The organism is Novilysobacter viscosus, from assembly GCF_046600715.1.
GTDB classification, from domain to species: Bacteria; Pseudomonadota; Gammaproteobacteria; order Xanthomonadales; family Xanthomonadaceae; genus Lysobacter_C; species Lysobacter_C viscosus.
Genome location: NZ_JBJMAV010000011.1, coordinates 21,659 through 48,317, shown reverse-complemented (window position 1 = coordinate 48,317; position 26,659 = coordinate 21,659). Strand labels below are relative to the sequence as shown.

Annotated in this window: 29 protein-coding genes, 1 tRNA gene and 1 other RNA gene; 9 read left to right on the top strand and 22 right to left on the bottom strand. The window is 69.9% G+C overall.

Going from position 1 to position 26,659, the window contains the following annotated elements:
• The first annotated feature begins 96 nt into the window (after positions 1-96).
• Positions 97-2,193 (top strand): 3-hydroxyacyl-CoA dehydrogenase NAD-binding domain-containing protein, encoded by a 2,097-nt coding sequence (locus tag ACJQWL_RS13250; RefSeq protein ID WP_330969121.1) that lies wholly within the window; start codon positions 97-99, stop codon positions 2,191-2,193.
• A gap of 65 nt (positions 2,194-2,258) precedes the next feature.
• On the opposite strand, the gene ACJQWL_RS13245 is transcribed toward ACJQWL_RS13250, so the two are convergent.
• The 13 genes from ACJQWL_RS13245 to ACJQWL_RS13185 form a co-directional block, all read right to left on the bottom strand.
• Complete coding sequence (locus ACJQWL_RS13245; RefSeq protein ID WP_330969142.1) at positions 2,259-2,612, bottom strand: PilZ domain-containing protein; 354 nt, start codon at positions 2,610-2,612, stop codon at positions 2,259-2,261.
• Positions 2,613-2,637: 25 nt separating this feature from the next.
• Positions 2,638-3,696 (bottom strand): DNA polymerase III subunit delta', encoded by a 1,059-nt coding sequence (locus ACJQWL_RS13240; RefSeq protein ID WP_330969122.1) that lies wholly within the window; start codon positions 3,694-3,696, stop codon positions 2,638-2,640.
• Positions 3,693-4,331: a dTMP kinase gene (tmk, locus tag ACJQWL_RS13235; RefSeq protein WP_330969123.1), complete on the bottom strand. Its 639-nt coding sequence runs from the start codon at positions 4,329-4,331 to the stop codon at positions 3,693-3,695. The genes ACJQWL_RS13240 and tmk overlap by 4 nt, the downstream gene beginning before the upstream one ends.
• Positions 4,328-5,323 carry an endolytic transglycosylase MltG gene (gene mltG / locus ACJQWL_RS13230; RefSeq protein ID WP_411300953.1) on the bottom strand — a complete coding sequence of 332 codons (996 nt, stop codon included), beginning with the start codon at positions 5,321-5,323 and terminating at the stop codon, positions 4,328-4,330. The genes tmk and mltG overlap by 4 nt, the downstream gene beginning before the upstream one ends.
• Before the next feature lie 71 nt (positions 5,324-5,394).
• Positions 5,395-6,222, bottom strand: coding sequence for an aminodeoxychorismate lyase (pabC, locus tag ACJQWL_RS13225; protein ID WP_330969124.1), 828 nt, complete (start codon positions 6,220-6,222; stop codon positions 5,395-5,397).
• Between the two features lie 4 nt (positions 6,223-6,226).
• A complete protein-coding gene (locus ACJQWL_RS13220; RefSeq protein WP_330969125.1) occupies positions 6,227-7,588 on the bottom strand; it encodes an aminodeoxychorismate synthase component I in 1,362 nt (453 codons plus the stop codon).
• A 169-nt stretch (positions 7,589-7,757) separates the two neighbouring features.
• Complete coding sequence (fabF, locus tag ACJQWL_RS13215) at positions 7,758-8,996, bottom strand: beta-ketoacyl-ACP synthase II (RefSeq protein ID WP_330969126.1); 1,239 nt, start codon at positions 8,994-8,996, stop codon at positions 7,758-7,760.
• Positions 8,997-9,222: 226 nt separating this feature from the next.
• Positions 9,223-9,462: an acyl carrier protein gene (gene acpP / locus ACJQWL_RS13210; protein WP_036135371.1), complete on the bottom strand. Its 240-nt coding sequence runs from the start codon at positions 9,460-9,462 to the stop codon at positions 9,223-9,225.
• Positions 9,463-9,604: 142 nt separating this feature from the next.
• Positions 9,605-10,348, bottom strand: coding sequence for a 3-oxoacyl-ACP reductase FabG (gene fabG, locus ACJQWL_RS13205; protein WP_330969127.1), 744 nt, complete (start codon positions 10,346-10,348; stop codon positions 9,605-9,607).
• Positions 10,349-10,490: 142 nt separating this feature from the next.
• On the bottom strand, positions 10,491-11,441 hold the full coding sequence (gene fabD, locus ACJQWL_RS13200) for an ACP S-malonyltransferase (RefSeq protein WP_411300950.1): 951 nt from the start codon (positions 11,439-11,441) through the stop codon (positions 10,491-10,493).
• A gap of 162 nt (positions 11,442-11,603) precedes the next feature.
• Positions 11,604-12,617 (bottom strand): beta-ketoacyl-ACP synthase III, encoded by a 1,014-nt coding sequence (locus ACJQWL_RS13195; RefSeq protein WP_330969128.1) that lies wholly within the window; start codon positions 12,615-12,617, stop codon positions 11,604-11,606.
• Between the two features lie 222 nt (positions 12,618-12,839).
• Entirely contained in the window at positions 12,840-13,034 is a 195-nt protein-coding gene (gene rpmF / locus ACJQWL_RS13190) for a 50S ribosomal protein L32 (protein WP_330969129.1), read from the bottom strand.
• Between the two features lie 44 nt (positions 13,035-13,078).
• Positions 13,079-13,612, bottom strand: a complete 534-nt coding sequence (locus ACJQWL_RS13185; protein WP_330969130.1) for a YceD family protein — start codon at positions 13,610-13,612, stop codon at positions 13,079-13,081.
• Between the two features lie 132 nt (positions 13,613-13,744).
• Between ACJQWL_RS13185 and ACJQWL_RS13180 the strand changes: the two genes are divergently transcribed.
• Together ACJQWL_RS13180 and ACJQWL_RS13175 are read left to right on the top strand one after the other, a co-directional pair.
• Complete coding sequence (locus ACJQWL_RS13180; RefSeq protein ID WP_330969131.1) at positions 13,745-14,113, top strand: hypothetical protein; 369 nt, start codon at positions 13,745-13,747, stop codon at positions 14,111-14,113.
• A 20-nt stretch (positions 14,114-14,133) separates the two neighbouring features.
• The gene (locus ACJQWL_RS13175) at positions 14,134-14,739 is read left to right on the top strand and encodes a Maf family protein (protein WP_330969132.1); all 606 of its coding nucleotides are present in this window, start codon (positions 14,134-14,136) and stop codon (positions 14,737-14,739) included.
• A gap of 16 nt (positions 14,740-14,755) precedes the next feature.
• Here the strand turns inward: ACJQWL_RS13175 and ACJQWL_RS13170 are convergent, their stop codons facing one another.
• Positions 14,756-16,612: an ArnT family glycosyltransferase gene (locus ACJQWL_RS13170; protein WP_330969133.1), complete on the bottom strand. Its 1,857-nt coding sequence runs from the start codon at positions 16,610-16,612 to the stop codon at positions 14,756-14,758.
• A 51-nt stretch (positions 16,613-16,663) separates the two neighbouring features.
• Between ACJQWL_RS13170 and ACJQWL_RS13165 the strand changes: the two genes are divergently transcribed.
• The 4 genes from ACJQWL_RS13165 to ACJQWL_RS13150 are packed head-to-tail and all read left to right on the top strand — an operon-like array spanning position 16,664 to position 21,092.
• On the top strand, positions 16,664-17,617 hold the full coding sequence (locus ACJQWL_RS13165) for an AAA family ATPase (protein WP_330969134.1): 954 nt from the start codon (positions 16,664-16,666) through the stop codon (positions 17,615-17,617).
• Between the two features lie 34 nt (positions 17,618-17,651).
• Positions 17,652-18,623 (top strand): DUF58 domain-containing protein, encoded by a 972-nt coding sequence (locus tag ACJQWL_RS13160; RefSeq protein ID WP_411300952.1) that lies wholly within the window; start codon positions 17,652-17,654, stop codon positions 18,621-18,623.
• The gene (locus ACJQWL_RS13155) at positions 18,616-20,613 is read left to right on the top strand and encodes a transglutaminase TgpA family protein (protein ID WP_330969135.1); all 1,998 of its coding nucleotides are present in this window, start codon (positions 18,616-18,618) and stop codon (positions 20,611-20,613) included. The genes ACJQWL_RS13160 and ACJQWL_RS13155 overlap by 8 nt, the downstream gene beginning before the upstream one ends.
• Positions 20,610-21,092: a Slp family lipoprotein gene (locus tag ACJQWL_RS13150; RefSeq protein WP_330969136.1), complete on the top strand. Its 483-nt coding sequence runs from the start codon at positions 20,610-20,612 to the stop codon at positions 21,090-21,092. The genes ACJQWL_RS13155 and ACJQWL_RS13150 overlap by 4 nt, the downstream gene beginning before the upstream one ends.
• A 66-nt stretch (positions 21,093-21,158) precedes the next feature.
• On the opposite strand, the gene ACJQWL_RS13145 is transcribed toward ACJQWL_RS13150, so the two are convergent.
• The 4 genes from ACJQWL_RS13145 to dnaX form a co-directional block, all read right to left on the bottom strand.
• The gene (locus tag ACJQWL_RS13145) at positions 21,159-21,512 is read right to left on the bottom strand and encodes a histidine triad nucleotide-binding protein (RefSeq protein ID WP_330969137.1); all 354 of its coding nucleotides are present in this window, start codon (positions 21,510-21,512) and stop codon (positions 21,159-21,161) included.
• A 37-nt stretch (positions 21,513-21,549) separates the two neighbouring features.
• The gene (gene recR / locus ACJQWL_RS13140) at positions 21,550-22,143 is read right to left on the bottom strand and encodes a recombination mediator RecR (protein WP_330969138.1); all 594 of its coding nucleotides are present in this window, start codon (positions 22,141-22,143) and stop codon (positions 21,550-21,552) included.
• Between the two features lie 154 nt (positions 22,144-22,297).
• Positions 22,298-22,618 carry a YbaB/EbfC family nucleoid-associated protein gene (locus tag ACJQWL_RS13135; RefSeq protein WP_330969139.1) on the bottom strand — a complete coding sequence of 107 codons (321 nt, stop codon included), beginning with the start codon at positions 22,616-22,618 and terminating at the stop codon, positions 22,298-22,300.
• Between the two features lie 41 nt (positions 22,619-22,659).
• The gene (gene dnaX, locus ACJQWL_RS13130; RefSeq protein WP_411300949.1) at positions 22,660-24,468 is read right to left on the bottom strand and encodes a DNA polymerase III subunit gamma/tau; all 1,809 of its coding nucleotides are present in this window, start codon (positions 24,466-24,468) and stop codon (positions 22,660-22,662) included.
• Between the two features lie 235 nt (positions 24,469-24,703).
• Here dnaX and ACJQWL_RS13125 point away from each other — a divergent pair.
• Positions 24,704-24,796 (top strand) — tRNA-Ser (locus ACJQWL_RS13125).
• A 70-nt stretch (positions 24,797-24,866) separates the two neighbouring features.
• An RNA gene (gene ffs / locus ACJQWL_RS13120) (signal recognition particle sRNA small type) lies at positions 24,867-24,963 on the top strand.
• 50 nt (positions 24,964-25,013) lie between these two features.
• On the opposite strand, the gene ACJQWL_RS13115 is transcribed toward ffs, so the two are convergent.
• The 4 genes from ACJQWL_RS13115 to ACJQWL_RS13100 are packed head-to-tail and all read right to left on the bottom strand — an operon-like array spanning position 25,014 to position 26,601.
• A complete protein-coding gene (locus tag ACJQWL_RS13115) occupies positions 25,014-25,439 on the bottom strand; it encodes a molybdenum cofactor biosynthesis protein MoaE (RefSeq protein ID WP_330969753.1) in 426 nt (141 codons plus the stop codon).
• A 3-nt stretch (positions 25,440-25,442) separates the two neighbouring features.
• Positions 25,443-25,688, bottom strand: coding sequence for a MoaD/ThiS family protein (locus ACJQWL_RS13110; protein WP_330969754.1), 246 nt, complete (start codon positions 25,686-25,688; stop codon positions 25,443-25,445).
• Positions 25,685-26,182, bottom strand: a complete 498-nt coding sequence (gene moaC / locus ACJQWL_RS13105) for a cyclic pyranopterin monophosphate synthase MoaC (protein WP_330969755.1) — start codon at positions 26,180-26,182, stop codon at positions 25,685-25,687. The genes ACJQWL_RS13110 and moaC overlap by 4 nt, the downstream gene beginning before the upstream one ends.
• Before the next feature lie 23 nt (positions 26,183-26,205).
• Positions 26,206-26,601, bottom strand: coding sequence for a nuclear transport factor 2 family protein (locus tag ACJQWL_RS13100; protein ID WP_411300948.1), 396 nt, complete (start codon positions 26,599-26,601; stop codon positions 26,206-26,208).
• Between the last annotated feature and the right edge of the window lie 58 nt (positions 26,602-26,659).

The window sequence follows — 26,659 nt, the reverse complement described above, 5'->3', positions numbered from 1 at the left end:
GCAACGTGGGCGAACTACCGCGTTGGCGCGATTTGACGCCGCCGAAACAACGCCCGGATGATAGCGGCCCCCCATACGTGAACGGATGGTGCCGCGATGACCGCAGCCCGCGACGCGCTTCCCGCCTTCGACGGGCTCCGTGCCCGCCACTGGCACACCGACCTGCGCGCGGACGGCGTGCTGGTGCTCTCGTTCGATCGCGCCGAAGCGTCGGTCAACACCTTCTCGCAGGATGTCCTGATCGAACTGGACGCTCTGCTGGAACGGCTGGCACTGGACCCGCCCACGGGGATGGTGGTGCGCTCGGCCAAGGCCAAGGGCTTCGTCGCTGGCGCAGATATCAAGGAGTTCCAGGCGTTCGACCGGAAGGGCACGGTGGACGACGCGATCCGCCGCGGTCAGCACGTCTTCCAGCGACTGGCCGAACTGCCTTTCCCCACCGTCGCTGCGATCCACGGTTTCTGCATGGGGGGGGGCACGGAAATGGCGCTGGCCTGCCGGTACCGCGTCGCCAGCAACGATGCGTCCACCCGCATCGGCCTGCCGGAGGTGAAGCTGGGCATCTTCCCTGGCTGGGGCGGCAGCGTGCGATTGCCGCGGCTCATCGGCGCGCCGGCGGCCTTCGACATGATGCTGACCGGCCGCAGCCTGGGCGCCAAGGCGGCCCGGGCCAATGGCCTGGTCGACAAGGTCGTGCCGGCCGACCAGCTGGTCGAGTCCGCCGCGCAGCTCGCGCTGAAGGGAACCCAGCGGCCGTTCAAACAGCGCTTCATGGGCTGGGCCACCAATACCCTTCCCGCCCGTCGCCTGTTGGCGCCGATGCTGGCCAAGCAGGTCGCCCGCAAGGCGCGCAAGGAGCACTACCCCGCGCCTTACGCCCTGATCAACAGCTGGTCGCGGTCCGGTGGCGGCATCCAGTCCCGGCTGGCCGCCGAGCGCAAGGCGGTCGTGCGGCTGGCGTCCACCCCCACCGCACGCAACCTGATCCGGGTGTTCTTCCTGCAGGAGCGGCTCAAGGGCCAGGGCAGTGGCGAGCATGGCATCGCGCACGTCCACGTCATCGGTGCCGGTGTGATGGGTGGCGACATCGCGGCCTGGTCGGCCTACAAGGGCTTCGAGGTCACCCTTGCCGACCGCGAGCAGCGGTTCATCGACAAGGCCCTGCAGCGGGCGGGCGAACTGTTCGAGAAGAAGGTGAAGGACGAGGCCAAGCGCCCACAGGTGGCGGCCCGCCTCAAGGGCGACCTGGCAGGCGACGGCGCGGCCCGGGCCGACCTGGTGATCGAAGCGATCATCGAACAGGCCCAGGCCAAGCGCGACCTGTACGCGCAGGTGGAGCCGGCGATGAAGGACGACGCGTTGCTCTCCACCAACACGTCATCCATCCCGCTGGCCGAACTGCGCGAACACGTCCGCCTTCCGGCCCGCTTCGCCGGGCTGCACTACTTCAACCCCGTCGCGTTGATGCCGCTGGTGGAGATCATCCGCCACGACGCCATGGCCCCCGGCACCGAGCAACGGCTCGCGGCCTTCTGCAAGGCTATCGACAAGCTGCCCGTGCCGGTCGCCGGCACGCCCGGCTTCCTCGTCAACCGGGTGCTGTTCCCGTACATGCTCGAGGCCGCCACCGCTTATTCGGAAGGGATTCCCGGCATCGCGATCGACAAGGCGGCGGTTCGCTTCGGCATGCCGATGGGCCCCATTGAACTGATCGACACCGTAGGCCTCGACGTAGCGGCCGGGGTAGGCGCGGAGCTGGCACCGTTCCTGGGCTTGGCGCTGCCGCAGGCACTTGCGGGCGGTGCGGAAGCCGGCAAGCGCGGCAAGAAGGACGGCCAGGGCCTGTACAAGTGGGAAGACGGCAGGGCGGTCAAGCCCGAGCTGCCGAAGGACTACCAGCCCCCGTCGGACCTGGAGGACCGCCTGATCCTGCCCATGCTCAACGAGGCCGTGGCCTGTCTCCACGATGGCGTGGTCGAGGATGCGGACCTGCTCGACGCGGGAGTGATCTTCGGTACCGGCTTCGCCCCGTTCCGCGGCGGCCCCATCCAGTACATCCGCGAAACCGGGGTCGAGGTGCTGTTGCAGAAGCTCACCCAGCTGCAAGCGCACCACGGGGACCGTTTCGCCCCGCGGCCCGGGTGGGACAATCCGAAATTGCAATTGGCGACCGCGACCGGCGCCGGCGACTGAGGGCGCCCGTACTCCGCGGTGGGAACCGGAAAACCCCGCGCTCGGCGGGGTTTTTCTTTCGGCAGCTACATCGTGTGGGTGGCCCGGTCCGAATCGAGCGTGCCGGCCAGTAGCGCCTCGATCTTGCCCTTGACCGCTTCGCCCTCGGCGCTCTCGCTGAACTGCACGCCGATGCCGGCGGGGCGGTTGCCCTGCGCGCCGGCAGGCGTCACCCAGACCACCTTGGCGGCGACCGGCATGCGCTCGCTGGACTCGGGCAACGTCAGCAGCACGAACACCTCGTCGCCGAGGAAATACCGCTTGGGCGTGGCCACGAAGATGCCGCCATGCCTGAGATAGGGCATGTAGGCGCTGTACAGCGCCGCCTTGTCCTTGATTGCCAGGGTCAGGATGCCCTGCCGTGCGCCGCCTGCTGCCACCATCGTGCCTTCCCCGCTCCCGCGATCATCCTGCGCCGTCGGGGCGCGACCGTGCTTCCGACCGTGCGGCGCCGGAGCGCCAGGCCATCAGCAGTTCCAATACCGCCAAGTCGGCGCGCACCGTGGTCCGCAACAACTCGCAGGTCCGGTTCGCCTGGTCGAACCAGGCCGCCAGACTGCGCGTCCGCGCCGGGTCGGTCAAGCGCTCGGCCGCGCGCGCCACCGCGAGGTCGGCCGCGTGGCGCAAGCGCAGCGCCGCATGTTCATCGGCCGTCCAGCGCTGCGCGGTTTCCAGCGGCGTGCGCGTGCCCTGTGCGATGGCGTCCAGGTCAGTGCCGACCTGCCGCCGCAGTCCCATGCCCTCATTGCGCAACCAGGCATCGGCCTGCCCCGGGTGGCCGTGGGCGGCTTCAAGGGCCTCGAGCGCGTCGCCGGAATCGTGTCCCTGCGCCTGCAGCCACTGCAGCGATTCCTCGCGCGGCGGCAGCCGGAATTCCAGCCGCTGGCATCGGCTGCGGATGGTCGCAGGCAATCGCGCCGGGTTGCCACTGACCAGCCACAGGTAGCGCCCGGGCACCGGCTCCTCCAGGGTCTTGAGCAGTGCGTTGCATGCGGCGTGGTTGACCGCATCGGCCGGATCGATGATCACCACCTGCGCGCCGCCGTACTGGGTGGTCAGTGCCAGCTTTTCCGACAGGTTCCGGACCTGCTCGATGACGATCTCCGAGCGCATCTTCGGCGGCCGTCCCTTTTCGTTGAGGACGTGCCCCACCAGGACGAGGTCCGGATGCCCACTATGGCCCAGCGGGTGGGCCAGCTGCCCATCGGGGCGGGTCTCCACCGGGTCGCGCTGGTGACGTTGCGCCAACAGGTGGCAGGAGCGGCAGCGCCCGCAGGGGCCCTCGCCCGCCGACCGCTGCAGGCACAGAACCCGTTCGGCAAGGCGCTCGGCGACCGCCCGCTTGCCCAACTGCGCGGGACCGCAGAAGAGCAGGCCGTGGCCCAGCCGCCCGGCGTCCAGCGCGTCGGCAGCGTGGTCGTGGATGCGCTGCTGCCAAGGCGCCAGGGGTTGCCGCGCGCTCACTGGCCATCTTCCAGATACGCGTGGAGGAGCTCCACCGATGCGGCTGTCACGTCGACCAGTGGCCGTGATGCGTCGATCACCCGGAACCGGTCGGGGTGTGCCTGTGCCCTGCCCTGGTAGGCGGTCCGCACGCGCTCGAAGAATTCCTCGCGCTCGGACTCGATCCGGTCCACATCGCCCCGGCCGCGCATACGCCGCAGCCCGATCTCGACCGGCACGTCCAGCAGCAGCGTCAGGCCGGGCTCGATCCCGACCACGCGACGCTCCAGTTCGGCGATGAACTGCACGTCACCGCCTCGCGCGCCACCCTGGTAGGCGTAGCTGGCGTCGGTAAAGCGGTCACTCAGCACCCAGGCACCCCGCTGGAGCGCGGGCAGGACCGTCTCGCGCACATGCTGGGCGCGGGCGGCGAACATCAGCAGCAGCTCGGTGTCGCGTGACGGGGGCTCGTGACCGGGATCCAGCAACAGGTCCCGGATCTGCTCGGCCAAGGGGGTCCCCCCGGGCTCCCGGGTACGCACCACCTCGATGCCCCGCCCAGTCAAAGCCTCGGCCAGCGCCGCCAGCACCGTGGACTTGCCCGCACCCTCCCCGCCTTCAAGCGTGACCAGCCGCGGTTGCCGCTTGAGGGTCACGGCGTGTCCGGGGTGGAGGCCGGGGCGCGCTGGGCATCACGATAGCGCTGGACGTAGCGCGACACGGCCGCGTTGTGTTCGACAAGCGTGCTCGAGAACACGTGCCGTCCACTGCCGTCGCCGACGGCGACGAAGTACAACTCATCGCCGTCGGCCGGGTCTGCCACCGCCGCCAGCGCATCCACGCCCGGCATGGCGATGGGCGTGGGGGGCAGGCCGTCCCGCGTGTAGGTGTTGTAGGGCGTGTCGGTCTCCAGGTCGCTACGGCGGATGTTGCCGTCGTAGCCGGGTCCGATGCCGTAGATGACGGTGGGATCGGTCTGCAGGCGCATGCCGATCCGCAGGCGTCGCTCGAACACGCCGGCGATGCGCGGCCGCTCCTCGGCGATGCCGGTTTCCTTCTCGACAATCGAGGCCAGGGTCAGCATTTCGTCGGGAGTCTTGAGCAGGCTGTCGGCCTCGCGGGCGTTCCACGCCGCCGCCAGCGCCTTGGCCATGGACGCATGCGCCCGCGCCAGCACGTCCAGGTCGCTGTCTCCGCGGGTGTACAGGTAGGTCTCGGGCAGGAACCGGCCTTCCGGATGCTGCCCGGCCTGGCCCAACCTGGCCATGAGCGCAGCATCATCGAGCTCCGCGCTTTCCTGCTCCAGCGGCTTGGCCCTCGCCAGCGCGGCCCGCAACTCACGGATGTTCCAGCCTTCGACGATGGTGAACCGGTGGTGGATCACCCGGCCTTCGCGCATCGCCACGAGCAGTTCGCGCGGCGTGGTGCCCGGCGCCAACGCGTACTCGCCCACGTGCAGGCTGCCGTCGGCACCCAGTTCGCGCGCCAGCACCCGCCACTCGATCTCCTCGCCGGTAGTGACGCCGGCCTCGCGCAGTTTGCGCACCACCACGGGCAGCGAGTCACCCGACTGCACGACCACGCTCGCACCGTCCTCGAACCCAGCCATGGGGGCGTCCGCGAACCCGGAATACCGCTGCCACAACATGAAGGCGGCCGCGCCTGCGGCGACCAGCAACAGCAGGAACACGAAGCCGAAACGGCGCTTGCGGGGTGGGGTCACGGCGGCTCCGGAATCAATGCGAAAGCAGGGTGGTCAAGCGCCAGCGCGCGGCGCGCGGCGTCGATGCGCGGGTGCGGCGACCACGTACGGGTGCCCAGCCGGGCGACCGGCAGGATACCGCGCACCGCGTTGCACAGGAAAACGGCATCAGCCGAGTCGACCTGTTCCGGACCCATCCTCTCGACGCGCGCGTGCAACCGCTGCAGCGCCCACTGCCGGCACACCCCGGCGACGCCGCAGCGGTCAACCGGGGGCGTGGTCCATTGCCCCTCCGCCAGCACGAACAGGTTGGCCGAGGTCGCGCAGACCACGTCGCCTCCGGTCGACAGCATCAAGCCTTCGCTGGCGCCATGCGCGTCGAAGCCGGGCGCGGACCACTCAAGCCGCGCCAGCACCTGCTCCAGGCGGTTGCAGTGCTTGATCCCGGCCAGCGCCGGTTGTTCCGACAGGCGGGTGTCGCACCAGCGCAGCACTAGACCGTCCGGGTCCACCCCGGGCACGGGGTGGGTCGAAAGCACGCAGGTGGACGCGGAGCCGGCCGACGGCGCGTAGCCCCGCCCGCCGGCGCCGCGCGTAACAAGCAGCTTCACGACGCCGTGGCCGCCGTCCAGCAGCTCGACAACCTGCTGCCGCAGCGCCGACTCGGGCGGCAGCGCGATCCGCAACCGTCCGGCGCCATCGCGCAACCGTTGCCAGTGCGCGGGCCACCACGGGATCGAGCCGGCATGGGCGCGCATGGTTTCAAACACGCCATCGCCGTAGGCCAGCCCACGGTCATCCGGCGCGATGGTGCCGCCCTCCACACCGTCGACGACCACCCTCACCGGCTCATCCCCCGACGCCCAGTGCGTGCAACATGCCGCGCGCCTTTGCGAGGGTCTCGTCCAGTTCACGCTCCGGATCGGAATCGGCCACGATTCCCGCGCCGGTACGGAAGCGCACGATGCTCCCGGACCCGGCGGGTTCGATCTCCGCGCTGCGGATCAGGATATTGAGGTCGAGGTCGCCGTCGCGGTTCAGCCAGCCCATCGCGCCGGTGTAGGCGCCGCGGCCGACGTTCTCCAGTTCGGCGATGACCTGCATGCAGCGGACCTTCGGGCAGCCGGTGATCGTGCCGCCCGGGAAGGTCGCGCGGATGACGTCGCCCGGCGTGGTGCCGGGCTCCAGCCGCCCGCGAACGTTGCTGACGATGTGGTGCACGTGCGCGTAACTCTCCACCGTCATCAGTTCATCGACTTCGACGCTGCCGGGCACGCACACGCGTCCCAGGTCGTTGCGCTCCAGGTCGATGAGCATCACGTGCTCGGCGCGCTCCTTGGGATGGCCGACCAGTTCGTGGATGCGCGCGGCGTCGTCGTCATCGGGTGCGCGAGGCCGGGTGCCTGCGATCGGGCGCGTCTCGACCAGCTCACCACGCACCGACACCAGCCGCTCGGGCGACGCGCTGACGACCGCGCCGCGGGGCGTCGCGAAGATGCCGGCGAACGGTGCGGGATTGTTGGACCTCAGGCGCGCGAACAGCTCGGCCGGCGCGAGGTTGCGCTCGAACGCGGCCTGCCAGCCGCGCGACAGGTTGGCCTGGAACACGTCCCCGGCGGCCAGGTAGTCCAGCACGCGGCGTACGCCTGACAGATAACGCTCCGGTAGGTCGTGGACCACCTCAAGCGGTGGCTCCCATTCGGGCATCGGGGCCGGGGCGTCCGCGCAGTCGGATTCGATCCTGTCCAGCAATGCTCCGTGGCCGGGCTCGGCAACGGCCGTGAACTCGCCGGTGGCATGGTCGTGAAGCACCGCCGCGTGGCAGCGGACCGCGAGCGCCACCGGCAGCGTGCCGGCAGCGGGGGGCAGGCGCAGGACAGGCTCGACCTGGCCTGCCAGCTCGTAGCCCAGCAGCAGCGCCCAGCCGCCGCGGAACGGCCATCGGGGTTCTTCGCGGGACGTTCGCTCCTCCCGCCACGCGTTGTCGAGCGCATCCAGGAAATCGCCTTCAACCGCGCCGCCCACCTCGTCGCGGGTGACGCCGTCACGCTCGAGTCGGAGGTGGCGCTCCCCGGCCAGCAGCAGGAGATCCCACCGCCCCTGCGCGGTGCCGTGGGCACTGGATTCCAACAGCAGCGGATAGCGCTGCGGCGCTTGCCGGTGCAGGTCCAGCAGGTCGATGGCGGGCTTCAGCGCACGGGTCAGGAGCATGGCGTGGGGCGTGTCATCGCACGGAGGGCGCCAAGCGCGGGGTGGGGATCGGCAATGGCATCGGCAGTGCTACCTCCTTCGCAAGGGCAGCGGGCCTCCCCAGCCCGGTGTGCCGCGAAGGGGCGCAATTTCGGCCGTGACGGCGTCACCACCCGGTTCTACCCGCCGCTCAGATCCGCTTGAACACGAGCGTGCCGTTGGTGCCGCCAAAGCCGAAGCCGTTGGAGACCGCCACGTCCAGCTTGGCCTGGCGCGCTTCGTGGGGGACGTAGTCCAGGTCACAGCCTTCCCCCGGCTCGTCGAGGTTGATGGTCGGCGGAACCACGCCGTGGTGCAGCGCCATGACCGAGAAGATGGCCTCCGCCCCCCCGGCGGCGCCCAGCAGGTGCCCGGTCATGGATTTGGTCGAACTGACCATGGTGCTGTAGGCATGGTCGCCCAGCGCGCGCTTGATCGCCCGCGTCTCGGCCAGGTCGCCCAGCGGCGTGGAGGTGCCATGCGCGTTGAGGTAGTCGACGCCGTCCGGTCCGACGCCCGCATCCTTGAGCGCGGCCACCATGCAGCGTGCGGGGCCTTCGCCGTCCTCGCTGGGCGCGGTCATGTGGAATGCGTCGGAGCTGGCACCGAATCCGGCCAGCTCGCAGTAGATGCGCGCGCCGCGGGCCTTGGCGTACTCGTACTCCTCCAGAACGAGGATGCCGGCACCGTCGCCCAGCACGAAACCGTCGCGGTCCTTGTCCCAGGGACGGCTGGCCAGGGTCGGCGCGTCGTTGCGGGTGGACATGGCCTTCATCGCGCAGAACCCGCCGACCGAGGTGGGCGAGGAGCCGCGCTCGGCACCACCGGCGATCATGACGTCGGCATCGCCGTACTGGATCATGCGCATCGCCATGCCGATGGAGTGGTTGGACGTGGCGCATGCCGAGACGGCGGAGAAATTCGGCCCCTTGATCCCGGTCAGCAGCGATACCTGGCCCGGCAGCATGTTGATGATGGTGCTGGGGACGTAGAACGGGGAGATCTTGCGCGGGCCGCCATCATTGAACTTGATGGTCTGCTCCTCGATGCCCAGCAGGCCGCCGATGCCCGAGCCGATCAAGGCGCCGATGCGCTCGGCGTTGGAGTCGTCCACCACCAGGTTGGCGTCTTCCATCGCCATCATCGACGCGGCGACGCCGTAATGGATGAACTCCTCCATCTTGCGTGCGTCCTTGGGGGAGACCCACTTGCCGATGTCGAAATCACGGACCTCGCCGGCGATCCGCGTGGTGAACGCGGCCGGATCGAAATGGGTGATGGGGCCGATGCCCGACCGGCCGTTGACGATGCCATCCCAACTGCTGGCCAGGTCATTGCCGAGCGGTGAAACGATGCCCAGACCGGTGACGACGACGCGACGCTTCGACATGGAGAACTCCGACTGCGGTCGGCGCCGGCGTCGGCGCATGGACCGGAAGAGAAACGGGGTGGCGGCAGTGCGGCGCAAGGTCCGCCCACACGCCCCGCTGGCGGAACCGTGCGCGGTGCGGCAGGGGCGGTACCGCCGCGGCCGAACCACCTTGCAAAAAACGCGGGGCCGCAACGCGGCCCCGGTGTGTTGCTGCACGGACGACGAAATCGCCGCCCGGGGTGCGTTACGCCTTGACGTGCGCCTTGACGTAGTCGATGGCCTGCTGCACCGAGGTGATCTTCTCGGCTTCCTCGTCCGGGATCTCGCACTCGAACTCTTCCTCGAGGGCCATCACCAGCTCGACGGTGTCGAGCGAGTCCGCGCCGAGGTCGTCAACGAACGAAGCATTGTTGGTGACTTCTTCTTCCTTGACGCCCAGCTGTTCGACGACGATTTTCTTGACGCGCTCTTCGATGCTGCTCATCTGTGCTCACTCCTCCCGGGGGCGGGATTTTTCGATGGAATAGTCTAATTGAATCGGCGCCGTTCGAGAACGTTGGAAAAACGCCTTTTCGATCAATGCGTTGCTCGCCCTTCCTGGGCGCTGCGCGGGTGGGCGCGACCGCTCAAGGCATGTACATGCCACCGTTGACGTGCAGCGTCTCGCCGGTGATGTACGCCGCGGAGGGGCCGGCCAGGAACGACACCGCGCGTGCGATGTCGGCCGGTTCGCCCAGCCGCCCGAGGGCGATCTGGTCGAGCATGCCCTTCCTGGCATCCTCCGGCAGCGACCGGGTCATGTCGGTGTCGATGAAGCCCGGCGCCACCACGTTGACGGTGATGCCCCGGCTGCCGATCTCCCGCGCCATGGACTTGCTGAAGCCGATGATCCCGGCCTTGGCGGCGGCGTAGTTGGCCTGGCCGGCATTGCCGGTCACGCCGATCACCGATGCGATGTTGATGATGCGGCCCTTGCGCGCCTTCATCATCGCGCGCATGACCGCCTTGCTGGTGCGGTAGACGCTGGTGAGGTTGGTGTCGAGGATCGCCTGCCAGTCCTCGTCCTTCATCCGCATCAACAGGTTGTCGCGGGTAATGCCAGCGTTGTTGACGAGGATCGAGATCGGGCCGATTTCGGTGGCGATGCCGTCGATCAGGGCGTCGATGGACGCGGGGTCGACGACGTCCAGGACCCGTCCGTGTCCGCCCTGGCCCGCCAGCCGCTCACCGATCGCCTCGGCGCCGGCCTGGGAGGTCGCCGTGCCGATGACGGTAGCGCCCTGCGCGGCCAGTTCGTCGGCGATCGCCGCACCGATGCCGCGGCTGGCACCCGTCACCAGGGCCACTTCTCCCCTGAGCATCTTTTCCATCAACTCGTTCCTCGCGATTCTCGAACTTGTCATTACCGGAATTGTCATTACCGGACTGCCAGGGATCACCTGGATCCATGCGCGCGGCGCCCAGCCGGCTCCCGCCCCTGTCGGTACGTCCGATCCCGGGCTTTATCCGCCTTCAGCCCGCCAGTGCGGCGTCGATGTCGGCCGGGGTGCCCAGCGCCCGGGCGTCGAGCGTCTTGTCGATGCGCTTGACCAGCCCGGTCAGCACCTTGCCGGGGCCACACTCGTTGATCCGGGTGGCGCCGCCGGCCGCCAGCGCCTGCACGCAACCGGTCCACTGGACCGGCAGGTACAGCTGGCGCACCAGCGCGTCGCGGATCGAGTCGACGCCCTCGTGGACTTCGCCATCGACGTTCTGCACCACCGGCAGCGAAGGCGGCTGCCACTCGACCCCCTTCATCGCCTCGGCAAGCCGGTTGGCGGCTTCGCGCATCAATGGGGTGTGGGACGGTACCGATACCGCCAGCTTCACGGCCTTGCGCACGCCCCGCTCGGCCAGCAGCGCCAGTGCGCGCTCAACCGCTTCGGCGTGGCCGCCGATGACGATCTGGCCGGGGGAATTGAAATTGGCCGGCACCACCACTTCCTTGCCGGACACCGACTCGCACACTTCCAGCACCAGTGCGTCTTCGGCGCCGAGGACAGCGGCCATGGCGCCGGTGCCGGCAGGCGCGGCGTCCTGCATGAGCTGGCCCCGCAGGCGCACCAGGCGCGCGGCGTCTTCCAGCGACACGGCGCCGGCGGCGACCAGGGCGGCGTACTCGCCCAGGCTGTGGCCGGCCAGCTGCGCCGGTCGCACCCCGCCGCGCGCAATCCACAGCCGCCACACCGCTACGCCTGCGGCGAGCAGGCTGGGCTGGGTGAACTCGGTCTGGTTGAGCTGCTCCTCGGGGCCCGCCTGGGCCAGCGACCACAGGTCCACCCCGGCACCTTCGCTGGCTTCGGCAAACGCCTGCTCGATGATCGGGCTGGCCTGCGCGAGTCCGGACAGCATGCCCAGCGACTGCGAGCCCTGGCCAGGGAACACGAAGGCCAGCTGGGGGTCGGTCGTTGCGGTCTCAGTCACGCGCGATTCCTTGCGGGAAGAACCCTCAATGATACGAGCGAACGTGCGACGGCGTCTGTACCGGCGCGTACAGTCAGCGACGCGATGCGAGGCCCGCTCGATCAATCCCGGTCGTGGTCGCGTCGCCAGGATCCAGAGAAGCGCATGGACATCGCTGGAGCCTCAGTAGCGGACCAGCGCCGAGCCCCAGGTAAAGCCGCCGCCAAATGCTTCCAGGAGCAGTAGCTGGCCGCGCTGCACCCGACCCGACCGCACCGCTTCGTCCAGCGCCAGCGGCACCGAGCCCGACGAGGTGTTGCCATGCCTGTCGACGGTGACCACCACGCGCTCCATCGGCATGTCCAGCCGCTTGGCGGTCGCCTCGATGATGCGCAGGTTGGCCTGGTGCGGGATCAGCCAGTCGATGTCGTGGCGGTCCAGGCCGTTGGCTTGCAGGGTCTCCTCGACAACCGAGTCCAGCGCCTTGACCGCATGCTTGAACACTTCGTTGCCGATCATCAGCACGCGGACGCCGGCATTGTGCTCCTCGGGCTTGAACCCGACCGACACACCCACCGGGTTCCACAGCAACTCCTTCTTGCCGCCGTCGGCGTGCATGTGGGTGCTGAGGATGCCGGTTTCCGTGTCGGCCTTGAGCACCACGGCGCCGGCACCGTCCCCGAACAGCACGCAGGTACCGCGATCGGTCCAGTCGAGCATGCGCGTGAGCGTTTCCGCGCCGACCACAAGCGCGGTGCGCGCAGCGCCGGAGCGGATGAACTTGTCGGCGATCGTCAATGCGTAGATGAAGCCCGAGCAGGCGGCATTGACGTCGAACGCCGGGCAGCCGTTGGCGCCCAGGCGGTGCTGCAGCAGGCAGGCCGTGGAGGGGAAGATGAGGTCCGGGGTGGTGGTGCCCAGCACGATCAGGTCGAGCTCGGACGCATCGACGCCGGCGGCTTCCAGTGCGCGGACCGAAGCGTGGTAGGCGAGGTCGCCGGTAGTCTCGCCCTCGGCGGCAACGTGGCGCTGGCGGATGCCGGTGCGGGCGGCGATCCATTCATCGCTGGTATCGACCCGCGTCGACAGTTCCGCGTTGGTGAGCACCCGCTCGGGCAGGTAGCTACCGGTACCGGCGATGCGGGCATAGATGCCGCCAGCCGGAACGGAGGATGCAGCAGCAGCGCGATCGGTCATCAGGGTTCCCGCGTCAGGTGTCCGGGGCCGGATCCGGGCCGGGACCGGCCGGAGCCAGGCCGCGCGCGGCACGAACCCGCCACTCCCCAGGACAGAAAGACCCCGTCAGCCGGGGTGACACCGTGCCGCGGTTGCGACAGGGATGCGACCACCGCGGGTGCCACGGACCGGGCACCGCGGCAGCGCGCGGCCGCCCTGCGGTCGCGCGCGATAGACGAAGGTTTACTCTTCGTCGGCAACCTGCGACTTGGTGTCGATCACCTTCTTGCCGCGGTAGTAGCCGTCGGCGGTGACGTGGTGGCGCAGGTGGGTCTCACCGGTCGTGGGATCGGTCGCCAGTTGCTTGCACGACAGTGCGTCGTGCGAACGACGCATGCCACGCTTGGACGGGGAGACGCGGGATTTCTGGACAGCCATGGTCTTGCTCCAAGGAAAATCCGGGTGGTCAGGACCCGGGGGCGCTACTTCGATTTGTCTTTCAGGGCCGCCAACGCCGCGAACGGGTTGACGCGTTCAACTTCTTCTTCCGTCGCGGGCCATTCGCGTTCCATCGCCTCGGTCCCCGGTGCCACCGGGATGACCGGGACCGCGAGGATCAATTCGTCCTCGACCAGGTCGACCGTCCGCACCATGCCATCCTCCGGCACCAGCAGCGGCTCGTAGCCGGGCGGCAACCCGGCCTCGTCGGCCTCGTCGCGCATCAGGCCCAGCCTCTGCCCGATGCTGACCGGCAACTCGAACCGTTGCAGTGATCGCTGGCACAGCAACGGCAGCGAAGCTTCGGCCTGCAACTCCACGTACGGCACCTTGAAGGTGTCGGTATCGAACTGAAGCGTGAAAACGACCTCGCCACGGGTGTCGGCCAGGCTGTCGGCCAACCGGGGCAGCGCCGACAACGGCAGCCGACCCTCTACGCGCCGGCGGGCCGACACCATGCGCCAGACATCGAGCGCGTCATGGGGTGCGGCAGGAGCGCGTGGCACATCGGCTGACATAAGCCGGGGAATGGTAAGGACCGCCCCGCCCCCTGTCAAACCTGAAACCCTTGCGGGCCGGCGGTCGGCGGGCGATTTGCCCGCGTGGGGGCCGCACGGCAGACTGGCCGTCCATTCCCAGCCGTGGATGCCGTGGACCTCACGCTCGTGTTCCTGACCCTGGCCGTGCTCGCGGGCCTGTTGCTGTGGGGCCTGCGCCGACGCGGCGGGCGCCGGCAGCAGGCGGTGCGCGGGGTCCTGGATGCGGCCGACGCCCTGGAGCACCGGTTGCGGCAGGCGCGCGAGGAAATCGAGGCCGTTGCCGGCGAGCACGCCGGCGACCCGGTGCGCGACGCCATGCGCGAAATGCTCCGCCAGCGACTCTGGCTGCGGGACCACGGCGACAACGCCAGCATCGCCCAGCTGGACGAGGTGCGAAGCGAGATCGAGGCCGCGCGCCTGCGCATCGACCAGCAGCTGAAGCGGATCGAGCAGGCGCGCACGTCGACGTCAGCCGCCTAGGCGCGCCGCGCTCCGTCCCCATGGCTCCCTGCACGCGCCAGCCGCGCCTCATCCTGGCATCCACCTCTCCCTACCGTCGGGATCTCCTGGCCCGGCTGGGGCAGGCATTCGAAGTCCAGTCCCCGGGTGTCGACGAGGACCCGCGGGAGGGTGAGCCCCCCGCCACGCTGGCCGACCGCCTGGCCAGGGCCAAGGCGGAGGTGGTGGCCTGCGCCAACCCGGGCGCCTGGGTGATCGGATCCGACCAGGTCGCCGAACTGGACGGCCACGCATTGGGCAAGCCGCACCGGCGGGACGCCGCCGTCGCCCAGTTGCAGGCCCTGTCAGGCCGGCAGGCACGTTTTTACACCGCGCAGTGCCTCTCCCGCGCCACGCCCGAGGGGGACCTGCAGTCCCTGCATTCGACCGACCTGACCGTGGTCCGCTTTCGCCACCTGCTGCCCGATGAGATCGAGCGGTACCTGGATACCGAGCAGCCGTTGGACTGCGCCGGCAGCTTCAAGTGCGAAGGGCTGGGGATCGGGCTGTTCGAGGCGATCGAGACCTCCGATCCGACCGCCCTGGTCGGCCTGCCGCTGATCGCCACCGCGCGGCACTTGCGGGAAGCCGGTTTCCGCGTGCCCTAGGCCACGCATTCCGCTGTCAGGGAGTGCTGCCGTCCGCGTCCACGTGGATAGGCTGGTCGGGCCAGTCCTCGACGCTGCCGTCGTTACCATGCAGCCGCAGGCCCAACCAGTGGCGGCCGGGCGCCGCATCACCCAGATCGACGGTGCCACGCATTCCCACGAGGGGGTGCTGGGGGTCCTGCGACGTCCGCCAGAACTTCGCCACGCCCGGGCTGTCCAGGCCGTATTCCACGTCGCCTACCAGCGCGCCGTCCAGCAGCACTTCGACGCGTTCGATACCGACCCCTTCCTTGAACGCCCAACCTTCCAGCTCGAACCTGCGGCCGACGCTTGCATCGCCTGCCGGGCGGTCGATCCATGCCATGGCCGGCGCCACACACGGCCCGGGAGCCGGCCGACCCTGCAGCCGGAACAGCAGGAAGCGCTGGCGCCCGTGATCGACATTCAACACCCGCGGAGGCGGCAACGGGCCCACCGCCTTGCACAGCGCGTGGTAGTGCAGCAGCAGGTTCTTGTACTGGACCTCGCTGACGCCTGCGACCAGCAGGACAGGCGCCTCGCCCCACTCCTCCCTTCCCTTCGTTTCCAGGCCCCACAGGCGCAGCTGCGGCGCACGCCCGTGGCGGTGGTTGAGCGGATGGTCCAGCACCTTGATCGACGCATCTCCCAGGGCAAAGCCCAACTCGGCGCCGACCTTGAAGTTGTCGGCGACCACGTGCGTCCCGTCCGGCATGTCGCCCAGCTCGTCGCGCACCGCCTCGGCCAACGCATCCCACCCGGCAAAGTTGGAGGGGTACCACTTCTCGGCAGCGGTGCGCGCACGTACTTCAGGCAACGACACCGCGACGTAGTAGCCCAGGGTCAATACCAGCCCGGCGGCCGCCGTCACCCAGTTCAGCCCGCGCAGCCAGCGCGGCCACTGCGACAGCACCAGCGGCAGCAGCGGCAGCAGCGCCATGTAGCCCGGTAGCGGCCAGTGGAAGCTCACCCGCTCGGTGTCGGCGAAGAAGCCAAGGACGAAGAACCCCAACACCAGCAGGCCACCCAGCAACGCGAAGTAGCGGGAGGCCGGCAACGTACTGCGCTGGCCACGCCAGGCCGCCAGCGCGAGTGCTGCGAACAGCAGTGGGGTGACCAGCAGCGCCTGCACCGCGATGAACCACAACCCTTCGATGTGGAAGGCCCAGGGGTGCCGCTCGACCAGCTGGAAACGCAACCCGGCATCGGCGTTGTCCAGGTTCCAGACGATAAGGGGCGTCCACGCCGCGGCCCCGAACGCGATCGCGGTCCAGACGCGCACGTCCCGGAGTACCCGGCGACCGTCCGGCAGCAGCAACAGCGCGACGAAACCCACGCCGATCACCGCGATGAAGCGGTAATGGCTCAGCGCGCCCATCGCCAGGCCAAGCGCCAGCTCCAACGCCGCCCCGGCGGTGACGTTGCGCAGCAGCCGCGCACCCGCATCCATGCATAGCAACGTGGCCAGCGCGAGCGCCGCGTCGGGCAGCGCCATCAGCCCCAGCGTGCCCGACAGGGGCAGCAGCAGCGCGAAGCTGCCCGCCTGCCATCCACGAAGGGCGTCGAACTCGCGCGAAGCGATACGCACCACCAACAATGGGACCAGCGAGGCGAGCACCAGGAACGGCAAGCGCACCGCGATGGCATGGTCCCCGCCCAGGGTGACGCCCAGCCGCGTGAGCCAGGCGGTCAGCCCGGGCAGGTCGGAATAGGCCGCGGCCAGCCGTTGGCCTTCGAGCCAATAGAAGGCTTCGTCCACGAACAACGGCAGCCGCGCCGCCACCATTGCCTTGACCAGCAGCACTACGACGAACAGCGTCCAGAAGGTACGCCGCGCCACCGACTCGTTCCGCATGGGACGGGCGACCTCGCTACACTCGAAGTGGACAAAAAGGAGACCCACCCGATGGCGGCATCCCCTTCGACCGCGCGAATGCTACCCGACACGCTGCGCACCGCCCTTGACGGCGCGCAGACGCAGGTCAATTCGCTGGTGCTGGGCAAGCCCACCGAGGTGAGGCTGGCCTTCGTGGCATTGCTGTCGGACGGCCACCTGCTGATCGAAGACCTGCCCGGGCTGGGCAAGACCACCCTCGCCCACGCGCTGGCCGCCACCCTCGGGCTGGACTTCCAACGGGTGCAGTTCACCTCCGACCTGCTGCCCGCCGACGTGGTCGGGGTCTCGGTGTTCGACCCACAGGCCCGACGCTTCGAATTCCATCCGGGGCCGGTGTTCACCCAGGTGTTGCTGGCCGACGAGATCAACCGCGCGCCGCCACGCACGCAGAGCGCCCTGCTGGAAGCGATGGCCGAACACCAGGTCACCGTGGACGGCACCAGCCATCCGCTGCCGGACCCGTTCTTCGTGATTGCCACCCAGAACCCGGTCGACCTGTCCGGCACGTATCCGCTGCCCGACTCGCAGCTGGACCGCTTCCTCCTGCGGCTTGCGCTGGGATACCCGGGCGAGCAGGCCGAACGCGACCTCCTGGCCGGCACCGACCGGCGCGCCCTGATCGCCGGCACCCGACCTCTGCTGGACGTCGAGCAGGTCCGCGAGGCGCGCAGGGCGGTGCAGGCGGTGCACGCCAGCGATGCGCTGGTCAACTACGTGCAGGCCCTGCTTGGGCGCAGCCGCAAGCATCCCGGGGTGCGCGTCGGGCTGTCACCACGCGCAGGGTTGGCATTGCTGAGGGCCGCACGGGCACATGCGCTGCTGCTCGGACGCGCGCACGTGGTGCCCGAGGACGTGCAAGCGCTGTTCGGCGCGGTCGCCGCGCACCGCCTGGTGGCCGATGCCGACGCCGGGAGCGATGCGACCCTCGCCAAGGCGATCCTCCACGCGGTGCCGGTGGACTGACCGGGTGGGGGCCGCGCGCGACGCCCTTTCCGGCATGGTCGCCTCGCCGATCGCGAGCGTTCGACGGTGGATGCTGGCCTGGGCACGGCCGCGCAACCCCGAGCCGCTGCCGGCGCGCTTCGACCGGCGGCGCGTGTACGTCCTGCCGACGCGGTTCGGCCTGTTCTATGGCGTGCTGCTGGCAGCGATGCTGTTGGGCGCGCTCAACTACAACAACAACCCGGCGCTGCTGCTGGGGCTGCTGTTGGCCGGCGCCGGGTTGGCCAGCCTGATCGCCGCCCAGCTGCAGCTGAGCGGCCTTGAGATCACCGCCGTGGATGCCGAGCCCGTTTCCGCGGGCAGGCCCATGACCGTGCGCGTGCATGCGCGGGCCTCCACTGATCGCGCGCGACGGGGCCTTGGCGTTGCATGGGGTCACGGCGCGCCCGAAGCCGATGCGGCGCGCCTCAGCCTTGCCGCGAGCCATGGCGAGGCCGACCTCCCGCTGCCTACGTCCCACCGGGGTTGGCTTGATTTGCCGCGCCTGCAGGTCTGGACCACCCGTCCGCTCGGTCTAGCCCGGGCCTGGGCCTATGCGTGGCCCGAGAATCCCGTGCTGGTCTACCCCCGGCCCGAGGTGTCCGGCCCGCCGCTGCCCGCGGGCCGGGGGGACCAGGTCCAGGCCCGGCTCCATCCAAGCGGCGACGAGCTCCACCACCTGCGCAATTACCGCCCGGGCGACAGCCGGCGCGCAATCGCGTGGAAGCCATCGGCGCGGCGCGACACCCTGCTGGTGCGCGAGTACGAGCAGCCGCAGGGCGCAGACGTCGTCCTGGACTGGCGCGAACTTCGTGGCCTGCCACACGAAGACCGCATCGCCCGCCTGGCACGGTGGGTCGACGAAGCCGAGCGTGATGGACGCCGGTACCGCCTGTGGCTGCCGGGCGTGCCCGTGCTGGGGCCGGACCACGGCCCGGCACATCGCCACGGCTGCCTGCGTGCACTGGCATTGATGCCCCATGGCTGACGCGCGCCCGTCCATTCCGCTGGATGCCGCCACCCGGCGCGGGGTGGTGGCCGCCGCCGCTGCGGGGCTGTTGCCGCTGCTGCTGCAGCTGCCCCAGGCCATCGGCCTGACCATCGCCACGGCCGCGGTCGTGATCACCGGCCTGTCGTGGAAGAAACCCCTGCCGGCACCGTTGCGGCTGCTGCTCACGCTGGCCCTGCTCGCAATCGTGTTCAACCTGACCGGGTTCTCGCTGGGCCGGGACAGCGGCTCGGCGCTGTTGGCGGCGATGCTGGCGGCCAAGCCGTCAGAGACATTCCAGCTGCGCGACGCGCGGAGCCTGCTGGGGTTTGCACTGTTCGCTCCCTTCGCGGCGTTCCTGCTGGACCAGGGTCCGGTGCCGCTCGCGCTGGGCCTGCTCGCCGCCGTGGTCGTGCTGCTGGCGCTGTCGAGGTTGGCGGACCTGGAGTCGGGCGAGACAGGAAGGCCGGCGGAGCTGCGCCACCGCCTGCTGGCGATCGGCCGGTTGATGGCGATCGGCCTGCCCCTCGCGCTGGCGGCATTCTGGCTGTTCCCGCGTCTGTCCACGCCGCTGTGGGGTGTGCCGGAGCGCTCGCTGGCGCGGACCGGCCTGTCGGACACCATGCGGCCGGGAGAATGGATCGACCTGATGAGCGACGACTCGCCCGCCTTGCGGGTGCAGTTCTTCGGCGAAACCCCGGATCGACAGCAGATGTACTGGCGCGGCCCGGTGCTGTGGGACTTCGACGGCCGCGAATGGACCCAGCCCGGCTGGTTCCGCGGCCTCCCGGCAGCGCCGATGGAGCCCGGGGCGGTGCGCTGGGACTACCGCATCGAACTGGAACCCACCGAACAACGCCAGCTGGTGGCGCTGGATCTGCCGTTGGCTGCACCGGAGGGCGCGCGGCTGTCACTCGACCACGGGCTGCACGTCCGGCGTGCTCTTACTTCGCTGACCCGTTGGCGCATCCAGTCCGCGCCCCCGCAGCGATACGAGCCCGAGCTGCGCCGCGTGTTGCGCAGCGCGGCGCTCCACCTGCCAGAGGGGTTCAACCCGCGCACGCTCGCGCTGGCGCGCCGGTGGCGCCGCGAGGCCGGTGCCAACGACGTGGCAATCGTCGAGCGGGCCATGGCCTGGATCCGCAGCGACTTCGCCTACACGCTGGGCACCCCCTTGCTTGGCCGGCACTCGGTCGATGAGTTCCTGTTCGACGAGCAGGCCGGGTTCTGCGAGCACTTCAGCTCGTCGTTCGTCGTACTGATGCGCGCGGCCGGCATCCCTGCCCGCGTCGTTACCGGCTACACAGGCGGGTACTACAACCGCTTCGGCGATTACTGGGTGGTGCGGCGCCTGGATGCGCACGCCTGGGCGGAAGTCTGGCTGGAAGGACCCGGCTGGGTACGGGTGGACCCGACCGCGGCGGTAGCACCGGAACGCATCTACGACACCATCGATGACCGCGCCGGCGGGGCCGGCGGCCTGTTCGGCGACGCCCGCGGGCTGGCGCCGATGCTCGACATGACCGACTGGATGCGGCGCGGCTGGAACGACTTCGTGCTGGGTTTCGACGCCAACCGGCAGCGCCAGATGTTCCGTCCGCTCGGGCTGGGCGACCTCGACGGTTCGCGACTGGCGGCCCTGTTCGCACTGGTCGCGGCCATAGCCCTGTTATGGATGGCGTGGCTGAGCCGGCGCGGGGAGCGCGAACCCGATCCGGTGCTGCGCGCCTGGCATGCACTGGGCCAACGCTATGCACGGCTCGGCCTGGAGCGGCCGCCCCACGAAACCGCGCGCGACTGGGCTGCCCGGGTGGGTCGCGCACGGCCCCACCAGGCGGCCGAACTGAACGCGCTCAGCGAAGAGTTGAGCAATTGGCGCTACGCTGCCCATACCCCGGGTCGAGACGCCTCGCGGGACCTGGTGCGCCGGCTTCGTGCGCACCGGCCGTCCCGCCCGCAACCGGCCCCACCCAACGGAGACCGCCGATGAGAACCCCGCTGACCGCGATTGCCGCCATGGTCGTGCTGGCCGCCTGCGCATCGCAGCCGCCGCCGCTCCAGGGCGAGTTCGCCCAGATCACCCCCCGCGAGGCGGCCGAAGCCGACCGTACCGGCGCACTGGTGCGATGGGGCGGCCGCATCGTGCGTGTCGAGCCGCAGCCCAATCGCACCTGCTTCGAGATGATTTCCACCCGCCTGACTGTCACCGCGCGTCCGTACTGGGCCAGCGACGACACCGGGGGCCGGTTCATCGCGTGCCGCACCGGCTTCTACGACCCGGCGGTGTTCGAGGTCAACCGGGAGGTCACCTTCACCGGACGCATCGCCGCCTACGAGACACGCAAGATCGGCGGCTACGACTATCGCTTCCCGCGCGTGGAAGCCGACATCGTCTACCTGTGGCCGGTGCGCGAGCAGGTGGACGTGATCACCCGACCGGCACCTTGGCCATGGTGGGGCTGGTGGTGATGAAGCCGTAGGAGAGCTTCCTGCGGCTGAACCCTTTCGACGCCTCGCTCGTGGACCGCGAGCCGGTTACGGGACGCCGGTGCCGAACCGGCCCAAGGGCGCACCGGCCAGCAGGTGCAGGTGGATCTGGAACACCGTCTGGCCGCCGTGTTCGTTGCAGTTCATCACCACCCGGTAGCCGTCATCGGCAAAGCCCTCGCGCCGCGCGTAGTCGGCCGCTGCAAGTGCCAGTCGGCCGACGATGGCGGCCTGGTCGGCCTGCAGGTCGTCCAGGGTCGGGATCGGGGTCTTGGGCACGAAAAGCACGTGCACCGGCGCCTGCGGCGCGATATCGCGGAACGCGATGAGGTGCTCGTCTTCGAAGACGATGTCGGCAGGGATTTCCCGGCGGATGATCCGGTCGAAGATGGTCTCGCCCATGCGTCTCTCCTTGCGTGGTGTACGGGGTAGCGATCGATCAGCCCGGCATCTCGCTGCGGCTGCCGAACGCGTGCGACAACGTCCCGCGGTCGACGTACTCCAGCTCCCCGCCCAACGGCACGCCGTGGGTCGGCCGGCTCGGGCGCACTCCGTGCTTGCGCGCCATCTGCGCCAGGTAATGGGCGGTCGCCTCGCCTTCGACGGTCGGGTTGGTGGCGATGATCAGCTCCTGCACCTCGCCCTCGGCCAGCCGGCCCGCGAGCCGATCCAGCCCCAGTTCGCGGGGGCCGATCCCGTCCAGTGGACTGAGCCGGCCCTGCAGCACGAAATACAACCCGCCGTAGCCGGTCGCCTGTTCGATCGCCAACCTGTCGGCGGGCGACTCCACCACGCACAGCTGGTGCACGTCGCGCGCCGCGCTGGCGCAGGTGGCACAGACGTCGGCCTCGCTGAAGTCGCGGCAGCGCGCGCAGTTGCCGATCCGCTCCACCGCGGCGGCGAGCACCTCCGACAGCCGGCGGCCACCCGCGCGCTCGCGTTCGAGCACGTGGTAGGCCATGCGCTGCGCCGACTTCTGCCCCACCCCGGGCAGGACACGGAACGCGTCGATCAATTGTTCGAGGAGGGACATGGGGTCGCGCGGGGAACCGGGAAGTAGGGGCGGGGATCGCGGTGATCGGGCTCGAGTCGACCGGGGGCTGGAACCTTCATCCCGCGACGGACCGGAGCGCGGGGGGGCACGTGTCCGTTCGGCAAGGATCAGTGCTGTCGCTGGCGCCGGTCGTTCAGAACGGCATTTTCATGCCCGGGGGCAGCTGCATGCCGGCGGTCGCCGAACCCATGCGCTCCTGCGCCGCGGCGTTGGCCTTGTTGACGGCATCGTTGAATGCCGCGGCAACGAGGTCCTCGGCCATCTCCGGGTCGGCGAGCACGCTGGGGTCGATGCGCACCTTGCGGCACTCCATGCGGCCGGTGAGGGTGATGTTGACCATGCCGCCACCGGCGTTGCCGGTGACTTCAAGCTGGGCCAGCTCTTCCTGCGCGCGCTGCATGTTTTCCTGCATCTTCTGCGCTTGCTGCATGAGTTGGGCGATGTTTCCGCGCATGGCGTGGGTTCCTAGGTCGGTTGAGGGGGCTTGCGGCGCGCTCAGGCGCCGTCGAGAGGTCGGATCGAATCGGGTACCAGGCGGGCACCGTGCCGGGTGATCAGCCGCTGGACATCGGGATCGGCCATGAACGTGGCTTCGGCCTGGCTCTGGCGCTCGTCGCGCACGCGCTCGTTGCGGTCGCGCACCGACTCGACCGCCTCGGTCCCGGCCTCGAAACGAAGCTGTGGCTCGGTACCCAGGGCGATGGCGAGTGCATTGCCCAGCATCCGTACCGATGGGCCGGTCCGCAGGTGCTCGTCCGATGCGTGCAGGCTCAGTCGCAGCACGCCGGCGTGGAAACCCAGGAAACCGGCGTGTTCGGCCAGGAGTTTGGCCGGTCCCTTGAACGCGCCGCTGTCGAGCAGCGCATGCCAGTCGTCGATATCGGCGAGCCTGATTCCGTCCAGGCCACCCGAGGGTGCCGCGGTGCCAACCGTTGGCGACGATGCCGGCTCCAGGGCAGCAGGCGTGGTTGACGGCACGATCGGCGGGGCCAGCCCGGTGGTCGGCGCCCGCGCAGCTCCGCGCGAGGGTGTGGCCTCGGCCCGCCGCTTGCTGGCCGGGACCGCTGGCTCCAGCGCCGCAGCGGGCTCAGCATCGGTTTCCGGCCCTGCATCGAGCGCAGCGCCCGCCACTTCGGCAGGCGACGGGGGCGCGCCGGACTGGGCCGTGCCGCTTGCCTGCGCCATGGCGCGCTGCGGGTCCGGCACGCGGGCCACGTCGTCGCCACCTGCGGGGCGGAACGCGAGCATCCGCAGCACGCACATCTCGAACCCCGAGCGCGGGCTGGGTGCCAGCGGAAGGTCGCGGCGGCCATGCAGCGCCATCTGGTACCAGAGCTGCACCACCTCGGGACGCAACGCCGCGGCCAGCGCCCCGACATCCACGCCCTCGTCCTCCACCGCGACCCCGGGGACGAGCTGGCGCACCTGCACGCGATGCAGCGCCTCACCCAGGGCGTCCAGCACGCTGGCCCAGTCCGGCGAGAACTCCGACAGGGCGGCGACCTCGTCCATCAACGCTCTGCCGTCGCCGGCGGCGAGTGCCTGCAGCAGCGCACCGACGCGGGTACGGTCGACGGTGCCAAGCATGGTCGCGACCGCGGCATCGGCGAGGTCGCCACCCGTGTAGGCGATGGCCTGGTCGAGCAGCGACAGCCCGTCGCGCAGGCTGCCGTCGGCGGCACGGCTGAGCTGGCGCACCGCACCGGGCTCGGCGGCGATGCCCTCGGCGGCAAGGATCTTCTCGATCTGGCCGCTGATCTGGGCTTCGTCAAGCCGTTTGAGGTTGAACTGCAAACAGCGCGACAGCACCGTGACCGGCAGCTTCTGCGGATCGGTGGTGGCCAGCAGGAACTTCACGTGCCCGGGCGGCTCTTCCAGCGTCTTGAGCAGCGCGTTGAACGCCGCCTTCGACAGCATGTGCACCTCGTCGATCAGGTACACCTTCATGCGGCCGCGGCCCGGCATGTACTGCGCGTTCTCGATCACCTCGCGCACGTCGTCGACGCCGGTGTTGCTGGCCGCGTCGATCTCCAGCAGGTCCATGAACCGCCCGGCGTCGATGTCGCGACAGGCGCCGCACTCGCCGCACGGCTCGGCCGACGTGCCCTGCTCGCAGTTGAGCGACTTGGCGAAGATCCGCGCGATGGTGGTCTTGCCCACACCGCGGGTGCCAGTGAACAGGAAGGCGTGGTGCAGGCGGCCGCTGTCGAGCGCGTTGGTCAGCGCGCGGACCACGTGCTCCTGGCCCACCAGTTCGGCGAAGCGCCGGGGGCGCCATTTGCGTGCAAGGACGAGGTAGGACATCGGACCCTTCAGTAGAGCGGAGCGTGCCGGGCCGGCGCGCGCGCGAGTGCCCGCGCCGCCGCCTGTCGGCAGGCCGGCATTGTGCCATGTCGCCTGTTGCCGGCCGGCGTGCCCTGCCGTCGCCCTTTGCCTTCCCACCAGTCCGAACGCGATTCAGCCGCGCGCCTTGTGGCCGCGGGCGGCGGGGACTAGACTTTGCGGCCCGCTGGCGCGCCCATAGCGTGCCGTGCGGTCCGGAGAGGTGTCCGAGTGGTTGAAGGAGCACGCCTGGAAAGTGTGTAAGCGTCTAAACCGCGCTTCGGGGGTTCGAATCCCCCTCTCTCCGCCAGTTTTCCGCGACGTGGCCTGAATGCCACCGTCGCAGACGCGATCACGCATCGCGCCGTCCTATGGTGGCCCCGTCGGCCCCTCGCGACGCTAGGTCGAAAACTCCGCCAGGGCCGGAAGGCAGCAACGGTATCGATCGACGCGGGTGCCGAGGCCAGCCGGCGGGGTCGCCGCCTTTTGACAGCCACCCTACTGCCGCGTGCACGGCGCGCCGGCGTTCAGCGGTCCTGCGCGGGGTGCAGCCAGCCCGCGTCGCCGTCGCGGTAACGCTCGTGCTTCCAGATCGGCACGCGCGCCTTGACCTCGTCGATCACGAACCGGCACGCGGCGAACGCGGCATCCCGGTGCGCAGCCGTGACCCCCACCCAGACCGCGAGCTCGCCAATGGCCAGTTCGCCGACCCGGTGGACGCAGTGGGCCTCGATGATCCCGTACTTCGCCAGGGCCTCGTCCATCACGCGCCTGCCTTCGGCCAGCGCCAGGGTTGCGTGGGCCTCATAGCGCAGGCCGTCCACGTCGCGGCCTTCGTTGTGGTCACGCACCCAACCCTCGAAGCCGGCGTAGGCGCCAACGCGCTCGTCCAGCAGCGCGGACCGCAACGTGCCGGTGTCGAACGGGGTCTCCGAGAGTCGGAACACGGGCACCGGTCAGCCCCCCGACACCGGCGGGATGAAGGCGACCTCCGCGCCCTCCAGGGGCACCGCGCCCCAGTCCACGAACGCATCCCCCATCGAGACGCGCAGGCGATCGATCGGCAGCACGAACCCGTGTCGCTCGCTAAGCTCGCGGTAGAGAGCGGCCAGGTCGGCGGCATCGGTCGCCACCTCCTCGCGCCCGCAGCCCGCGGCATCGCGCAGGCTGGCGAAATACAGCACGGCCACCCGGACGCTCATGGCGCGGGCCCGACGTCGTGCCGCCCCCCACGCTTGGCCAGCAGCCGTGCCGGGCCCAGCACGATGTCATGCGACAGCGCCTTGCACATGTCGTAGACCGTCAGCGCAGCGACGGTCGCGCCGGTGAGTGCCTCCATCTCGACCCCCGTGCGATGCGTGGTGCGCACGCTGCACTCGATCCGCAGCGCGTCATCGCCATCCCATTTCACCGAGAGGCGGCAGCCGTCGATCGGCAGCGGATGGCAGAACGGGATCAACTCGTGCGTTCGCTTCACCGCCATGGTGCCGGCGATCACCGCGGTATCGACGATGCCCCCCTTGGCACTGCGCAGGCCCGATTCGCGCAGTTTCGCGGCGACCTCGGCCGGAAACGCCACCCGGCACTCGGCGCGAGCTTCACGCGCGGTGACGGCCTTGCCGGTTACGTCGACCATCGCCGGGTGTCCGTGCGCGTCGAGGTGGGTGAGGCCAGGAAGGGGCGTCTTGTGTGGCATGCCGGGACGGTCGTGGAACGGGATCAGATGGTAGCGCCATCGGGCAGCGGCGTTCCCTGGTGGAACACCATCCGCCAGCCGGACGCCTCCCGGCGCCACAGCGAGGCCCGCACCGACGAAATCCGGATTCCGGAGCGCGCTACGGCCGCGCGATAGGTCACCAGCACGATGCCCTCGGCCACGGCATGCTCGGTGAACCCCCAGGCTTCGAAAACGTGGGATCCGGCCTCCTGCGGCAATCGATCGAGCACCGCGGCCTTGCCGAAGCTCAGACCGGTCGAGGCGATTTCCAGGAAGTCGTCCGCCAGCAGTTCGTCCAGGGCCTCGCGCGAGGCGCGGACCGGATCGGTCAGCAACGCCTGCTCGCGCTCGACGGGCGAGGTCGGGAGGGTCTTCACGTCGGTCCGGCAGGCGTGCATCTGCCCACTCCGGTCGATAGGGAATGGGAACGCGGGAACATGGGCGGGCGTCGCCCGG

Coding starts and splice junctions, on each gene's coding strand:
- ACJQWL_RS13155 (WP_330969135.1), top strand. CDS start 18,616: ATGGCTGACGCGCGCCCGTCCATTCCGCTGGATGCCGCCACCCGGCGC.
- fabG (WP_330969127.1), bottom strand. CDS start 10,348: ATGGAAAAGATGCTCAGGGGAGAAGTGGCCCTGGTGACGGGTGCCAGC.
- ACJQWL_RS13250 (WP_330969121.1), top strand. CDS start 97: ATGACCGCAGCCCGCGACGCGCTTCCCGCCTTCGACGGGCTCCGTGCC.
- mltG (WP_411300953.1), bottom strand. CDS start 5,323: ATGTTGTGGCAGCGGTATTCCGGGTTCGCGGACGCCCCCATGGCTGGG.
- rpmF (WP_330969129.1), bottom strand. CDS start 13,034: ATGGCTGTCCAGAAATCCCGCGTCTCCCCGTCCAAGCGTGGCATGCGT.
- ACJQWL_RS13135 (WP_330969139.1), bottom strand. CDS start 22,618: ATGCGCGGAAACATCGCCCAACTCATGCAGCAAGCGCAGAAGATGCAG.
- ACJQWL_RS13145 (WP_330969137.1), bottom strand. CDS start 21,512: ATGGGCGAGACCATCTTCGACCGGATCATCCGCCGGGAAATCCCTGCC.
- fabF (WP_330969126.1), bottom strand. CDS start 8,996: ATGTCGAAGCGTCGCGTCGTCGTCACCGGTCTGGGCATCGTTTCACCG.
- ACJQWL_RS13165 (WP_330969134.1), top strand. CDS start 16,664: ATGGCGGCATCCCCTTCGACCGCGCGAATGCTACCCGACACGCTGCGC.
- ACJQWL_RS13110 (WP_330969754.1), bottom strand. CDS start 25,688: ATGAGCGTCCGGGTGGCCGTGCTGTATTTCGCCAGCCTGCGCGATGCC.
- moaC (WP_330969755.1), bottom strand. CDS start 26,182: ATGCCACACAAGACGCCCCTTCCTGGCCTCACCCACCTCGACGCGCAC.
- ACJQWL_RS13170 (WP_330969133.1), bottom strand. CDS start 16,612: ATGCGGAACGAGTCGGTGGCGCGGCGTACCTTCTGGACGCTGTTCGTC.
- acpP (WP_036135371.1), bottom strand. CDS start 9,462: ATGAGCAGCATCGAAGAGCGCGTCAAGAAAATCGTCGTCGAACAGCTG.
- ACJQWL_RS13150 (WP_330969136.1), top strand. CDS start 20,610: ATGAGAACCCCGCTGACCGCGATTGCCGCCATGGTCGTGCTGGCCGCC.
- dnaX (WP_411300949.1), bottom strand. CDS start 24,468: ATGTCCTACCTCGTCCTTGCACGCAAATGGCGCCCCCGGCGCTTCGCC.
- ACJQWL_RS13175 (WP_330969132.1), top strand. CDS start 14,134: ATGGCTCCCTGCACGCGCCAGCCGCGCCTCATCCTGGCATCCACCTCT.
- ACJQWL_RS13100 (WP_411300948.1), bottom strand. CDS start 26,601: ATGCACGCCTGCCGGACCGACGTGAAGACCCTCCCGACCTCGCCCGTC.
- ACJQWL_RS13160 (WP_411300952.1), top strand. CDS start 17,652: ATGGTCGCCTCGCCGATCGCGAGCGTTCGACGGTGGATGCTGGCCTGG.
- ACJQWL_RS13195 (WP_330969128.1), bottom strand. CDS start 12,617: ATGACCGATCGCGCTGCTGCTGCATCCTCCGTTCCGGCTGGCGGCATC.
- recR (WP_330969138.1), bottom strand. CDS start 22,143: ATGTCCCTCCTCGAACAATTGATCGACGCGTTCCGTGTCCTGCCCGGG.
- ACJQWL_RS13185 (WP_330969130.1), bottom strand. CDS start 13,612: ATGTCAGCCGATGTGCCACGCGCTCCTGCCGCACCCCATGACGCGCTC.
- ACJQWL_RS13220 (WP_330969125.1), bottom strand. CDS start 7,588: ATGCTCCTGACCCGTGCGCTGAAGCCCGCCATCGACCTGCTGGACCTG.